The organism is Cyclobacterium sp. SYSU L10401 (assembly GCF_010993705.1).
Classification (GTDB): domain Bacteria; phylum Bacteroidota; class Bacteroidia; order Cytophagales; family Cyclobacteriaceae; genus Cyclobacterium.
This window is the reverse complement of record NZ_WOFO01000002.1, coordinates 87217-101021: the sequence shown is the minus strand read 5'-3', so window position 1 is coordinate 101021 and position 13805 is coordinate 87217. Positions and strand designations below refer to the sequence as shown.

At 41.8% G+C, this 13805-nt stretch carries 13 protein-coding genes; 8 read left to right on the top strand and 5 right to left on the bottom strand.

What is annotated here, in order from left to right; all coding sequences use genetic code 11:
- The first annotated feature begins 2 nt into the window (after nucleotides 1–2).
- The 7 genes from GL182_RS05475 to GL182_RS05445 all read left to right on the top strand — a co-directional run bounded on the left by GL182_RS05475 (nucleotide 3) and on the right by GL182_RS05445 (nucleotide 7844).
- Nucleotides 3–1061, top strand: a complete 1059-nt coding sequence (locus GL182_RS05475; protein ID WP_240469665.1) for a DUF4221 family protein — start codon at nucleotides 3–5, stop codon at nucleotides 1059–1061.
- Between the two features lie 255 nt (nucleotides 1062–1316).
- Nucleotides 1317–1571, top strand: a complete 255-nt coding sequence (locus GL182_RS05470; RefSeq protein ID WP_163378652.1) for a hypothetical protein — start codon at nucleotides 1317–1319, stop codon at nucleotides 1569–1571.
- 168 nt (nucleotides 1572–1739) lie between these two features.
- Nucleotides 1740–2804 (top strand): DUF4221 family protein, encoded by a 1065-nt coding sequence (locus GL182_RS05465; RefSeq protein ID WP_240469663.1) that lies wholly within the window; start codon nucleotides 1740–1742, stop codon nucleotides 2802–2804.
- Nucleotides 2801–3277, top strand: coding sequence for a hypothetical protein (locus tag GL182_RS05460; protein ID WP_163378648.1), 477 nt, complete (start codon nucleotides 2801–2803; stop codon nucleotides 3275–3277). Before GL182_RS05465 ends, GL182_RS05460 begins: the two co-directional genes overlap by 4 nt.
- 410 nt (nucleotides 3278–3687) lie before the next feature.
- Entirely contained in the window at nucleotides 3688–5154 is a 1467-nt protein-coding gene (locus GL182_RS05455; RefSeq protein ID WP_163378646.1) for an O-antigen ligase family protein, read from the top strand.
- 191 nt (nucleotides 5155–5345) lie between these two features.
- Nucleotides 5346–6173, top strand: coding sequence for a hypothetical protein (locus GL182_RS05450; RefSeq protein WP_163378644.1), 828 nt, complete (start codon nucleotides 5346–5348; stop codon nucleotides 6171–6173).
- 156 nt (nucleotides 6174–6329) lie between these two features.
- Nucleotides 6330–7844 (top strand): alpha/beta hydrolase, encoded by a 1515-nt coding sequence (locus tag GL182_RS05445; RefSeq protein WP_163378642.1) that lies wholly within the window; start codon nucleotides 6330–6332, stop codon nucleotides 7842–7844.
- Nucleotides 7845–7861: 17 nt separating this feature from the next.
- Here GL182_RS05445 and GL182_RS05440 read toward each other — a convergent pair whose 3' ends face one another.
- From GL182_RS05440 to GL182_RS05425, 4 genes are all read right to left on the bottom strand, one after another.
- Nucleotides 7862–8032, bottom strand: coding sequence for a helix-turn-helix domain-containing protein (locus GL182_RS05440; RefSeq protein WP_163378640.1), 171 nt, complete (start codon nucleotides 8030–8032; stop codon nucleotides 7862–7864).
- 408 nt (nucleotides 8033–8440) lie between these two features.
- Nucleotides 8441–8848 (bottom strand): putative toxin-antitoxin system toxin component, PIN family, encoded by a 408-nt coding sequence (locus GL182_RS05435; protein ID WP_163378638.1) that lies wholly within the window; start codon nucleotides 8846–8848, stop codon nucleotides 8441–8443.
- Nucleotides 8838–9053 carry a hypothetical protein gene (locus GL182_RS05430; RefSeq protein WP_073097509.1) on the bottom strand — a complete coding sequence of 72 codons (216 nt, stop codon included), beginning with the start codon at nucleotides 9051–9053 and terminating at the stop codon, nucleotides 8838–8840. Before GL182_RS05430 ends, GL182_RS05435 begins: the two co-directional genes overlap by 11 nt.
- Nucleotides 9054–9173: 120 nt before the next feature.
- Nucleotides 9174–10010 (bottom strand): sugar phosphate isomerase/epimerase family protein, encoded by an 837-nt coding sequence (locus GL182_RS05425; protein WP_163378636.1) that lies wholly within the window; start codon nucleotides 10008–10010, stop codon nucleotides 9174–9176.
- A 125-nt stretch (nucleotides 10011–10135) separates the two neighbouring features.
- Between GL182_RS05425 and GL182_RS05420 the strand changes: the two genes are divergently transcribed.
- Nucleotides 10136–12421, top strand: a complete 2286-nt coding sequence (locus GL182_RS05420) for an FAD-dependent oxidoreductase (RefSeq protein WP_163378634.1) — start codon at nucleotides 10136–10138, stop codon at nucleotides 12419–12421.
- A gap of 37 nt (nucleotides 12422–12458) precedes the next feature.
- On the opposite strand, the gene GL182_RS05415 is transcribed toward GL182_RS05420, so the two are convergent.
- Nucleotides 12459–13472, bottom strand: a complete 1014-nt coding sequence (locus GL182_RS05415) for a LacI family DNA-binding transcriptional regulator (RefSeq protein WP_163378632.1) — start codon at nucleotides 13470–13472, stop codon at nucleotides 12459–12461.
- Between the last annotated feature and the right edge of the window lie 333 nt (nucleotides 13473–13805).

The window sequence follows — 13805 nt, the reverse complement described above, 5'->3', positions numbered from 1 at the left end:
CGATGACATTAATTCCAACAGATACATTAATTTTTTCCATAGGCAACCAATCCAATGTTTACAGTAGATACATTAAAAAGGTAGTGATTAGCGGAGTTCCCTACTTGGGTGTAGTCAATGGAAATACGAATGAATTGGAGTTTTATTCACTTTCTAATGAGGTCGAAGATTTTAAAGTCCAATTCAAAACAGATGGTCCGAATGGAGTAGGTAAATTGATGGCATTTGAATTGATTTCTGATGATACCCTCCTGATAGGAAGTACCTACCGGATTCGTTTATATGTTACAAATTTTGAGGGGGACATTGTTAAAATATTAAAAACAGATATTGTAGAAAGGAAAGGGTATCCCTTTGTTCAGAATTATTATACCAATCAGCCATTAGTAAATAATCAAAGCAAGAAAGACCTATATATATATACTGGAGTAGACACTGATTACAATGGTCCAGGCATATGGTCTGGTACCATGTTTTTAAAGATACCGGATTTGGAGGATGAAGCGGCCAGCCATGTGTTCGAGCTTCCAGACCATTTCTTTGGGTATGTGCATGGTGCCTATTTTAGTCACAGTTCCCATCTGCTTATGGAAGATCGTTTTATAGTGTTTGGAATTCCATTTTACAATAACATATTGGTTTACGACCTGGAAAAGGAGGAACTGATGGAAAAGGAGGCAGGAAGCAAGCACTTTGGGGATGCACTGCCATGGGATGATGCCGAAAGTGGCTTCAGCGAAAGTTTTTATGTTCCTTCCAATTCTTATCGTGAGCTGGCCTTTGATGAGGAAAATCAAATGCTCTATCGCTTGGCATATCAAGGAGTGGACTATATCGGACCGGATGGACAACGGAGAAATTGGGACAATAAACCACCTTCCGTGATCATGATCAATCGTGACTTTGAGAAAGTAGGAGAGGTAGACCTGCCCCTTAATACGATCTATACCCGCATGTACTTCACCCATGATGGCAAGCTGTACCTTTCCCTAAACCACCCTGATAACAATCCCTCAGAAGACCAGATGGTGTTTGTAGGATTTAAACCGGAGGAGTTGTGAAAATGATGATTTTATATAAGGTTGATCTTTGGTATCCGGCATTATAAATGCCTCGTTTACAAAACCAATGAGATACCTGGGATGTAGTTGCAAACTACACCCATAAATAAATAAGATGAATAAAGGCCATTTAAAGATAATGTCCGGTTTTGTCTATAAATGTCCGAAACTGTCTTTTTTTGACCTATTTTTTACGGAATAATAGCTATACTTTTAATTATTATTAAATTTCTAACATTTTAAACAGGTATTATTATGAAAAATGTAGTAAAAACAAGCAAATGGCTGCGATGGACTGCTGCCGGAGCGTTCGGGCTGATGCTGACGCTGAATGTAATGGTTGGTTTGGATTTTGAGAAGGGAAATGTATTGCCCTCCCTTACCTTATCAAATTTGAGCAACACCGCCAATGCCCAAAGTGAAACCGGGCATAATTGGAACTGGGATAATGGTAGTGATTGCTGTAGTGGATCGGGTAATTGTATGGTCTCAGATCCGAAAATTTGTTAATAAAAATTTTTCAACAAATATCCGTAAACATGCTGAGCCATGTTTACGGATATATTAGCTTTTATTATGATTGAAAGAATAATATATTATTCGGTTTTGTTTTCTATTTTGATTTCCTGCCAAAAAAAGCATGACTTGGATCCCAATCCAAGGGATTTTAGTTCAAAAATGACGTTAGTTCCTGCAGATACCTTGACCATACCTATAGGATATAGGTCAAATGTGTATAGCAAGTATATTAAAAAAGTGGAGATCAACAGCACTCCTTATCTTGGAGTAGTCAATGAAAACACCAATGAACTGGAGTTTTATGCACTTTCTGAAAAGGAAGATGACTTCAACGTTCGATTCCAACTTGATGGACCAAATGCTGTAGGACAGCTTAAGGCCTTTGAAGTTATTTCAGACTCTACCCTACTTATAGCAAGTACCTATAGGATTCGACTCTATGTAACAGATTTTGATGGAAACCTCAAACGGACGATAAAAACAGATAATCCTGAGAGAATTGATAAACCTTATGTACAGATTTACTATTCAAACCAACCTCTGGTAATTGACAAGGATAAACAGGATGCCTACGTATTTACCAGGGTAGACACGGATTACAATGGACCTGGTATATGGTCAGGAACGATGTTTTTACAGACATCAACAAAAAAAGACGGATCAAATAACCATATATTTAAGTTACCTTCTCATTTTGACAGTTATATCCATGGTTCTCATTTCTGTCATGGCTCCCACGTGTTGATGGATGATCGTTACCTCGTTCTTGGAATAACTTTTTACAACAATATATTAATATACGACTTGGAAAAAGAGGATATGATGGAAAGGAAAGCCGGAAGTAAGTATTTTGGTGACGTATTTCCAATGGATGAACCAAAATCAACTTCGGATTTACATGAAAAATTCTACATTACATCCAATTCGTATCGGGAAGTAGTATCTGACGACTTTAACCAGATGCTCTACCGACTGGCTTACCGTGGTGTGGACTATATTGGACCTGATGGACAACGGCGAAATTGGGACAATAAACAGCCTTCTGTTATCATGATAAATAGCGACTTTGAGAAAGTAGGAGAGGTAGATCTCCCCATCAATACGATTTATACCCGGATGAACTTCACCCATGATGGCAAGCTGTACCTCTCCCTAAACCACCCTGATAACAATCCCTCAGAGGACCAGATGGTGTTTGTAGGGTTTAAACCGGAGGAGTTATGAAAACTCAAAGAAATTTTGTTTTATACGCTATATGTTTTTTTGTTATCGTTTCATCCTGTCAAAAAAAGGATGGCGATAGCGAAATATTTTCCAAATTGGAATCATTACTTCCGGATAGGGATTTAGGCGAGGTTGGTGCAGTGATAATTGTTCCTTTGGAAAATGCCTGTTCTTCTTGCTCCATATCAGCCTTACAGCAGCTTTCTCGAATAGAAAAAAGACATAAATCCAGAGTTCAGTTAGTCCTTACGGCAAAGTCCTTTAAACTAATTGATCAAGTCGCAACTGATTTAGACCTTTCAGGCTTTTTTCTCCATAGGGATGGGAATTATTCATTTTGGAAACATCAAATGGTGATGAATAGCCCTTCATTTTATCTGATAAAGGGTAACACGATAATTGAGGATGGAAATGTAGCAGTACAAGAGGTGCCTGATTTTGTTGAAAAATTATTGAACCATTTGGAAATTTAATCAGAATGAATATGCCCGTTAAGTATTCCCTATGGAGTATTTATATTGTATTCTGTATTATTTTTATGATACTTCCAAGTTTTACTTTTGGTATTGACATACCTGTCGGGAGTAAATCTTTGGGAAAAACTCTTTTTCTGCTATTTTCAATATCCATAATAGCAGTTCTTTATTTAGTTATTTTTCTTTTTAAGAAGGATTCGAATTTTTTGTTTAAACTATCTCTAAGTGATGGTGTTATTGCGATTTTAGTTTTATTTGTTTTAATAAACAGCACCATATTTCAACAACACCTATCCGTAAACTATCGCTTATATGATTTTGGTGCACTAATCTTCCTTTATTTAGCTGTAAGACTGATTGACTCAAAAAGTCTGATTTTATTTTCTGCTTTTTTAGTTATTGGAGGATTGATTCAGATTATATATGGAGAGCTTCAGCTTTACAATTTCTATCCCTCATTGAATATAAATTTCCCTATCACAGGTAGTTTTTTTAATCCCGGACCTTATTCAGGTTATCTTACTGCTGTATTTCCAATTGCTCTTGGGCTCTATTTTTTTATTGATCAGTGGAAACGTGATGATATTACTCCTTTCCGGGATTTGATTAAAATTACTGCTATCGTAACTGCGCTGGGTGTGATATTGGTACTTTCGGTAAGCGCATCAAGGGCTGCCTGGATAGCTTTAGTTATCTCTGGAGGTTTTTTAATGTTTTTCCGATTTCGCTGGAATAGGAGATTTCTAGAGGCTTTAGATACTCCAATTAAAAGAACAATTGGGATTTTGCTTGGCCTGGCCATAGTAGTTGGAGTGGGAACAGGTCTTTATTATTTGAAAAAGGACTCTGCCGATGGGAGAACATTAATCTGGAAAGCATCCTGGGAAATGATCCGGGAAAACCCATTGACCGGGTTGGGATTTGATCGTTTTCAGGCTGGCTATATGGAATCACAGGCGGCCTGGTTTCGCGGCAATCCGAATGATCCGGCGGCTTCCCTGGCTGATGACGTGGTCTATGCTTTTAATGAGGGGGTCCAGCTTATGGTGGAACAAGGGCTTTTTGGATTAGGATTGGTTCTAATATTGCTTTTTGCTGTTTTTAAAATACGGGGGTCATTGGAAAATCCGGAAATCTTGATAGCGCAGGCAGGCCTGGTATCCATATTGGTTTTTGGTATGTTTTCTTACCCCTCCCATATATTGTCTATAAAAATTTGTGGCATTTTCTATCTGGCTATTTTGGCTGGCAGAAGTCAGATTTTAGTTGATTGGAAGGTAGATCAATATGGGAAAACAGTCAAAGGTATTTTTGTTTTATTGGCTTTTTTCGTTGCGATGATAGCGTTTGTGACATCAAATAGCCTTTATAAGGCTGTAAAGGAGTGGAATTATGCCTATAGTTTATATCACGGGGGGGCATTTGCACCGGCAGTTGATGGTTATGAAAAGGCTTTACCCATGTTTGACCATAACGGGGAATTTCTCACCAATTATGGAAAGGCACTTTCAATGGCTGGAAAACATAAAGAGGCCATTTTTATACTGGAGTCAGCAAAGAAATACCTGGGTAATACAGTAATACAAACTACTTTGGGAGATAGTTATATGGCTTTAGGAAAGAATGAACAGGCAGAAACTGCCTATCAATTAGCTGCAGAGATGCTTCCGGACCGTTTTTATCCCCGATACTTGTTGGTAAAATTATATGCGTCCACCGGAGCCTGGGATAAGATGGAGCCACTTGCCCACCGATTGTTAGAAAAAGAACCAAAAATACCCTCCCGTGCAGTAGAGGAAATAAAAACAGAGATACAAGATTTACTGGAACGAATACCGGGGAGATGGACCAAATTTGAGCCTGATAATTTATAATTGCCATGAATCGTTTTTTTATTTTTACCATTTTAATTGTAATAATTGGGTGTAAACCTGAGGAAAGATATCCTGACGGTTTATTTGGCCAGGAAAATGCAATTTGGACGGAGAGTATCTATTTTCGTGGTCACAAGCCTTCTACAGGGGAGAAACTTACCCAAGAGCATATTCATGACTATGCTCGGACTATGGAGGAAAATGATATAAAGTATGCCTATATTTTCTCAGGCCCTTTTGGTATGGATGGTCGACTTCCTGAATATGCTTTCTCAGAGACGGCTATCAACTCTGTAAATTTAATTCAAAAGCTATATCCGGAATTGATAATTTTGCCCTGGATCGGAGGCTTGCAAAACAAGTCTGTTTACCTGGGGGATTCCCTATGGGTTGCGAATGCCCTGGAGGATACGGAAAGATTAATAGAGGTATTGGAAGTTCCCGGAATCCATGTGGACTTTGAGTTTATTTTATCAGGCAATCCCTATTTGGAAAATACAGTTAATCCGGAAAAGCCAGGGGATTTGGAAACCTATGGACATAATGTAAATGAATTTCACAGAAAACTTCGGGGGCGATTGCCAAAGGCATTTGTTTCCTCTGTTGTTGTAGCTACTTCCCCGGAAACCCGGCCCTGGAAAAGAAAAACCAGCATGGATGAACTTCACACCCTGATCAAATATGTAGACCAGCTTTCTTTTTTGTATTTCGATACACACCTTCACGACCAAAGGCTTTTCGAGGACAACTGTGAAGCGCTAATCCGTGATATTCAGACACTGAAAAATAGCAGGGATATACAATATCTTATAGCGGTGGGAACCTTCTTGAATGTACCAGAGATCCAGGAATACCGCAACCTTAAGATAGAAAGTATTCCTAATACCCTAAAGACCATCAAACAAAGCGTAATTCAAGTAGATACTATAAATCGACTGGTTGACGGAATCTCGATTTATAGTGACTGGGCAACTGACGAAAATGAGTGGAGGGATTTTAAAAGGTATTGGAGAGAGTAAAAACAAACTAAATTGAGAAATATCAACAGAATTCAATTTCTAAAAGGGAATTTGGCTTCCATGGTAATATGGTTAGCGATAGGTTTTTTATTTTTTGGGTGCAGTAGAACGGCAGTGGAGTGCAATATTGAAATTCGACCTTTTATTGCTGTTGCAATGGAAACAGACACCCGATTTCTGGTCCTTGATGACGGAGATGTTATTTTTTCAGCCAATAGTGGTCAATCCTTTTCTTTACATCGTTTTGACGGGGAGCATACCCATAAGCTTGATTCGTTTAAATATCAGCGTTTTCCCTTTCTGTTTGATGGAAAAATAACGGCACTTCAGGATAAAGATGGGAATGAAAAGTGGAGGGCTTCAGATGAGCTTTTTGAAAATTTTTTTCCCGAATCAAATAAGGTTCGATCAGTTTTCTCTTTTCGAAATGGTAATTTAGTAGTAGTGCAAATGCGGGATGACCCTACCTTGTATCTATTGGACCTTCAAAATGAAGAAAGGAGCATTCTACTTCCAAGGGTAAATCAACTTCACCACGTGGAATTCTCAGAAGAAGGAAATTATTTTGTTATTAATGCTGATGATCAACTTCTTTTTATAGAAAAGGAGGGAGATATTTTTCGATCATTGTTCCGGAACAGTGATGGTCATAAACTCAATCCCTTCCTGTTTAATGATTTGGTTTACTTTGCTAGCAATGAAGGAGGGGAATTTTTTAAAATTTATGCCATTAATTTGAAACTTCCTGAGGCAGATCCTATTCTAATCCTTGATGCCGGGCTTGATGTTAAGTTACCAAAAAGAAAGGGGGATGACCTATTCTATATGGAAGTAGCTGCCGGAGAGTATTTTTTGAAAAGAAAAAATCTGAAAACCGGAGAAATTGAATCAATTACTAAAAGAGGAGTAGTGTATGATTATTCCTTTTCCGGAAATAACCAATTGATCATGGTATATACTGATTTTTGGGTTCCCAAATCTCTTTATATTTACGATTTGGCAAATAGGTCTATTTACAGTGTTGCCGATAATATGCTGGACTTAACGATTGATTATCGATATTTACCGGCTTCAGAGGAGCTTTCCTCGGCATACGAATTTCAACCTCCTGATGCTTCCAGCCTTCAGGGAGTGATTCTTTATTTCCATCCCGGCTTGCACAGTGACTTTTCCCCCAGGTGGGACCCTGTTTTAGCTAATCTCACCAATAATGGATATCGAATTATTGCGCCCAATTACCCCATGTCTTTTGGATTCGGAAAGAAATTTAACAAAGCTGATTTCTCGGAAGGAAAGGAGGATATGATCCAATGGTTACACCATCTTTCGAAAGAAAATAAAGGAATTCCCATATATACCCTTGCGGCAAGTTCAGGGAATATACTAATGGAACACGTAGTGGAAGAGAATTTTGGAATTGTGAAAGCCACTGCTTCCCTGTTTGGTATGCCTGCTTCAGAACGGTATATCGGTCGGGTACCCCAAATTCATATATTGGGAGAAAATGATCCTATAGTGAGTTTTTCAGAAAGCGTAAAAAGAATAGAATATTCGGGAAATAAAAATGTGAATTGGATAAGTTATCCCAATGAAGGGCATTGGTTTATTAAATCCGAAAATACGGAGCATGCTGTAGGTTCCATCATTAAGTTTTTTTGTGAAAAAGGTTAGGTCTATTTCATTGACTATTACTTTTTTGGGGGTTCCCCAAATACTTCGTAGATTTGATTTTGTTCTTTTGGTGTTACAAACCCACTTGAAATGTCAAGGTTTTTCTTTTTAAGCCAACGAGAAAGAGTTTTTGTAGAAACGCCATATTCATCGGCTATTTCTTGTCTAGTTTTGACTTTATTACTCATAAAAATGAATTTCATATTAAAAATATAACAATTAAAAATAATTATTAAAAAAATAATATCAAAAATAATATCAAAAATAATATTTGTTAGCAGACCATCAACAAACAACCTGAAAATGTATAAATTTAACCTAAGTAATTAAGGGGTATTGGGAAGGTAAACTCCGCTCATTAAATTCCACAAAGTGAGAGATTTGCTGAAAACCAGATGTAATGCCAAATCGACACTCTTTAACCCGCCGTGGTTAAGACTCCATAGTTCATCAAGGAAATCCTGGGCGGATTATAGGAAAGCATTTTCAGAGCCCTTTTTTCATCCCGTTCAAAAACGTCCTTTAAGGTAGCAAAGTTTTATTTTTTCCCGGAACCGACCTGCTGCTCCCCAGCTAATGTTATGGTGTCGTGTCTCTCATACTTTTGAAATAAATTCAGACCATGAAACTATTTGGGTTTGCTTTAATTTACCCAACACTAATAAATCTGTGTCACCTGTTATTAAGAAATCTGCCTTGCCATCTATAGATAGACTTAATAAAAAATTATCCTTTTGGTCTCTGCATTTATCCACTTTGGTCTTCACTTTTACAAATTCTCCGACGCTGTCAATTTGACGTAGTAAGTCTTCAATATCGGATTTTTTAAAGAATTTCTTGAATTTGGGTCGATTTGAAACTTCTAGAAATTCTTCAAGCAATTCAGCAGAAAAAATAAGGATTATAGTACCAGATTCAAGAAGTAAATCCAACTCCTGCTGTCTTTTAGAAATTAAAAAACTAATCCAAAGGTTTGTATCTAAAATAACCCTTTTATTTTTCATAACGGGCTTTGCGAACTGCCTCAACCTCTAATGTGATTTCTTCCAGACTAGGAACTTTATCTGCTTTACTTCGGAATTTTTTAAGTAATTCAAAAAAATCTGTAGTTGGTTTTTCTTTCCTGATCCTTATCAACTCTAGATTTGCCAAATCTTTTAAAAGAGCTTTAGCCTTGGGGTTCAATATGTCGATTCTTATAGTTTCCATTTTCTTTGACTTTCTTAAATATACGAATTTTTTGATTTGTGTTCACCTTGGACAAGCGCCATAACTTCCAGATAATACCGTGACCAGTAATCCGTACAAGTCCAAATCCTACTTTCAAACCTAAAACTGCGCCGCTACCCGCTTGAAATAATCCATGCTTTCTTTGACTTCCGGCAGGTTGTTTTCCCAGTTGTGTTCGTATTCGGCAGAAAAGACGCCTTCAAACCCTTGCCGGTTTAATTCGTGCAGGACCCCGGCCACATCGCAGTTGCCTGTGCCCCAGGGGATATCGTGCGCATCCCGGACGCCGGCTTTGTTCAGGTCTTTCATGTGCAGGCTGATGATTCTTCCTTCCAGTTTGCGAAGGCTTGCTACCGGATCCAGACCGGAGCGCACCCAGTGGCCGATATCCGCACAGACCCCCATCAGTTCCGATCGACCTTCCAGAAAGCGAAGGGGTACTTCCGGATGCCAGTATAGGGAAGGCAGGGGGTGATTGTGCAGGGCGATCTTGATTTGATGCTCCTCAGCAAGTTCTTCTATCAGGTCAAACTGATTGGGCCTGGGTTCTGTTGTCAGGATGCCAATGCTCATTTCTTTGGCAAAAGCGAACAAGTCCGGCCATTCCTCATCACTGGGACTGGCTACCCCATAGGCTACAGCTTCGATATCGTACTGTTGCAGTAAGGATTTTATTTTGTCTTTATCTGCCTGGGAAGCGGAAAAATGCGTGGTGGCATCACCTGTTTTGGTGATTTTTTGTCCCGGGTACAGCTCCACATAGCGTACGCCGATACTGTTCAGCTTTTCAAGGGTTTCTTCCAGGGAAAACAGGCGAAAGGTATAGGCCTGGCTGCCTACTTTCCATCCGGAGGGTATTTCCTGCTGCGCCTGGGCAGAAAGGGTAAGGAAGGCGGTCAATGCTAGGATAAGGGAGCGAAGGAATAAGGTTTTCATAGAGATCAGGTTTTTGGGAAATAACTTTTTGTTAAAACTACTTATTTTTATTGAATTCTAAAATTCGAATTGCATCGGGTTATGTACCTTGCGAATAAGTCGTATCACACTTAAACCCTTTCGCCATGCTCGTTGAGGCACCCTTTTCCGGAAACCGTTCCCTTACTTCCCAAACCCTTTCTGCCGACCTGGTTGTCGTTGGTGGCGGGATGGCCGGTATTTGTGCCGCCATCACGGCCGCTCGGCAAAGTATGGAAGTGGTCCTGGTACAGGACCGCCCGGTGCTGGGGGGAAACGCCTCTTCCGAGATCCGGCTTTGGATCCTGGGAGCCACTTCCAGCATGGGCAATAACAACCGCTGGGCCAGGGAGGGGGGCATTATCGATGAAATCCTCTTGGAAAACCAATACCGCAATCCCGAGGGAAATGCCCTGATTCTGGATACGGTGCTGCTGGAAAAAGTAACCCAAGAGCCAAACATTACCCTTTTGCTAAACACGGCCGTCCATGCCTGTGAAAAAGCAGGCAGCAGCCGAATCGCCAAAGTGCTGGCTTTTTGCAGCCAAAATAGCACCCAGTACCGGCTGGAGGCCCCCTTGTTTGTGGACGCTTCCGGAGATGGCATCCTCGGATTTTTGTCCGGTGCGGCCTTTCGCATTGGCGCGGAATCCAGGGAGGAGTTTGGCGAAGCCTTTGCGCCGGAAAAGGCCTATGGGGAGCTGTTGGGACATTCCCTGTATTTCCACAGCAAGGATACGGGAAAGCCGGTGCGGTTTTTTCCTCCGGCATTTGCCAACACCGACCTGGCCAGCCTGCCCCGTTTCCATACCTTTAACCTGTACGACAGGGGTTGCCGCTTATGGTGGGTGGAATATGGGGGGCGATTGGATACCATTCACGCCACCGAAACCATCAAATGGGAGCTTTGGCGCATCATCTATGGCATCTGGGACCATATCAAAAATTCCGGAGACTACCCCGAGATGGAAACGCATACCCTGGAATGGGTGGGCATGATCCCCGGTAAGCGGGAGAGCCGGCGTTTTGAAGGGGATTACATGCTTTCCCAGCGGGATGTAGTGGAGCAGCGTAGGCCTACAGATATGGTTTCCTACGGAGGCTGGGCCCTGGACCTGCATCCGGCAGATGGCATTTACGGGGAGCTTCCCGGCTGCACCCAGTGGCATGCCAAAGGGGTGTACGGCATTCCCTACCGTTGCCTGTACAGCAGAAATATCGAAAACCTGTTTTTGGCCGGCAGGATCATCAGCGCCAGCCATGTGGCTTTCGGTTCCTCCAGGGTGATGGCCACTTGCGCCCATAACGCCCAGGCGGTGGGAATGGCGGCCGCCCTTTGCAGAGAACAGCACCTTTTGCCCCGGGAGCTGATGGACGAAGAGCTGATGGATAAGCTGCAGCAGCGCCTGATGGGCATGGGCCAATACCTGCCGGGCATGCATTTGGCGGATACCGACAATCGGGTCAAAACGGCTTCGGTATCTGTTTCTTCTACGTTTAGTTTGCAGCAGTTGCCGGCAGATGCCGGATGGAAAGACCTGGACAGCAGCATGGCGCAAATGCTTCCACTGGAAGCAGGTAGGATTCCGGTTTTTACCTTTGAGGTGAAGGCAAAGAAAGCAACCCATCTGGTGCTCCGCTTAATGGGCAGTAGCCTACCGGGTAACTTTACCCCGGACAGGCAATTGGCGGAAAAGGAGATTGCAGTATCAAGAGGGATACATAAACTGACCGTAGATTTTGATAGGCTGCTAGATGCGTCAGCGTACTACTTTATAGCTTTTGAAGCCAATCCACTTGTTCAGGTTGGCATTAGCCAGCTAAGGCTCACCGGCTTGCTGACGGTTTTTAACCGGGTCAATTTGGATGTTGCCAAAGGCAGCCGACAGGAACCGCCTGAAGGCCTGGGCGTGGATGCCTTTGATTTTTGGTTGCCGGAACGGAGGCCGGGAGGGCATAACCTGGCCATCAGCTGCGAACCAGCGCTGCGATTATACCGTCCTGAAAACCTGCTCAATGGCAGCTTCCGTCCCACCTTCCAAAGCAATGCCTGGGTGGCTGATCCAAAGGACCCCGAACCTACCCTTACTTTTTCCTGGCCCGTGCAGCAGGAAATCAGGAAAATTTTGCTTTGGTTTGATACGGACTATGATCACCCCCTGGAGTCGACCCTAAGGGGCCATGACGAGCGGGTGATGCCTTTTTGTGTGCGGGAGTTTCGGTTGCTCGATGAGCGGGGCAACCTGCTTTATGAGGAAAAAAATAATCACCAAAGCAGGTATGAGATTGTCCTTGCCCCCGCTATCAGGGCTAAAAAAATTGTGCTTCAGCTCAAACACCCCGAGAAGAAGGTACCCGCTGGTTTGTTTGGCATTGGAGTCTACGAAAGCTGAGACCCTTTAGGATCCAGGTGTTTTCGGGGGATTGGCTTCAGGTACTTTCCCGGACGATCAGCCTGGACTTGATGACCTCGTGCCTTTTCTCATGGGCCTCCCCGGAGCAGGCGATTTCCTCCAGCAGTACCCGGGCGGCCATTTCCCCCATTTCAAAAGAGGGTTGGGCCATGGTGGTAATGGCCGGACTGATGAATCGACTGGTTTCGTCGTTTCCGAACCCGGCAATGGACAACTGCTCCGGAACGCGAATGCCTAGTTGGTGGGCGGCATGCATGGCCCCAATAGCCAGAATATCCGCAAAACAAACGAGTCCATCCGGTTTGTCCGCATGGGCCCATAACTGTTGCAAGGCATCACCGGCAAGGTCAAAGGTAAAATCTTCCAGGGTAATGATCAGATGTTGTTTCACCTGTAATCCAGCTGCAATTAAAGCCTTTTGGTAGCCTTCCAGTCTGTCCTTGCATACCCCCAGGGCAAGTGGCCCCCCGATATAGGCAATGTTTTTTCTTCCCCTTTCTATCAAATGGTTGGTTAAAATAAAAGCTCCGTTTTTATCGTCCGTTTTGATTTTTGAGGTTCCCAGGTTGGCACAGGCTCGTTCATAGAGTACCACTGGCACCTCTCTATCGATTACATGTTGCACATGATCAAAAGTCCAGGTCTCCTTTGAAAAAGAGATGATAATGCCATCTACCTTACTATTGGCCAGTGTTTCCACAATTTCCACCTCCTTTTTAAAGGATTCACCGGATTGGAAAATCATCACTTTATAGCCTTCCTGATAGGCCATATTTTCAATTCCGGCGATGGAATTAGACCAGAAGTAGCGGTTGATGGTAGGCACGACCACACCGATTATTTTGGATTTTTTACTGCTCAGACTGCTGGCCAGCAGGTTGGGATGGTAATCCATGGATTTGGCCATTTTCAGCACAGCCTCTTTGGTTTCCTTTTTGATTTCCGAGGAATTCCGCAGTGCACGGGATACGGTTGCAATGGAAACCTGAAGCTTTTCGGCAATGTCTTTTATGGTGGTGGGTTTTTTCACATCAATGGTTGGTTTTTTTGAGCAATGGCTGGTATTGATTGTAAATTAAAGCATTTGTTATTAATTTCTTTTGTAATCTAGTTGTAAAAATCAAGCGTTGGCTTTGCTTATTTTTAAATACAACCGAGCTTCTTTGTAATATTATTAAATGAAAACGTTTCCGATAACGTTATCGATATAAAAGATCAAAAATAATTACATAGATCATTTTTTGTGTTGTAATTTACCATTAAATTAGAATATAGTTTTTGTATTATATTAATAACCATACGCTCGTGAAGAAGTATTACTTTGAGCGTATTCTCTATTATCTGCCAATAATATTGCTTGGGG

Coding starts and splice junctions, on each gene's coding strand:
- GL182_RS05475 (WP_240469665.1), top strand. CDS start 3: ATGACATTAATTCCAACAGATACATTAATTTTTTCCATAGGCAACCAA.
- GL182_RS05470 (WP_163378652.1), top strand. CDS start 1,317: ATGAAAAATGTAGTAAAAACAAGCAAATGGCTGCGATGGACTGCTGCC.
- GL182_RS05465 (WP_240469663.1), top strand. CDS start 1,740: ATGACGTTAGTTCCTGCAGATACCTTGACCATACCTATAGGATATAGG.
- GL182_RS05460 (WP_163378648.1), top strand. CDS start 2,801: ATGAAAACTCAAAGAAATTTTGTTTTATACGCTATATGTTTTTTTGTT.
- GL182_RS05450 (WP_163378644.1), top strand. CDS start 5,346: ATGGAGGAAAATGATATAAAGTATGCCTATATTTTCTCAGGCCCTTTT.
- GL182_RS05445 (WP_163378642.1), top strand. CDS start 6,330: ATGGAAACAGACACCCGATTTCTGGTCCTTGATGACGGAGATGTTATT.
- GL182_RS05440 (WP_163378640.1), bottom strand. CDS start 8,032: ATGAGTAATAAAGTCAAAACTAGACAAGAAATAGCCGATGAATATGGC.
- GL182_RS05435 (WP_163378638.1), bottom strand. CDS start 8,848: ATGAAAAATAAAAGGGTTATTTTAGATACAAACCTTTGGATTAGTTTT.
- GL182_RS05430 (WP_073097509.1), bottom strand. CDS start 9,053: ATGGAAACTATAAGAATCGACATATTGAACCCCAAGGCTAAAGCTCTT.
- GL182_RS05425 (WP_163378636.1), bottom strand. CDS start 10,010: ATGAAAACCTTATTCCTTCGCTCCCTTATCCTAGCATTGACCGCCTTC.
- GL182_RS05420 (WP_163378634.1), top strand. CDS start 10,136: ATGCTCGTTGAGGCACCCTTTTCCGGAAACCGTTCCCTTACTTCCCAA.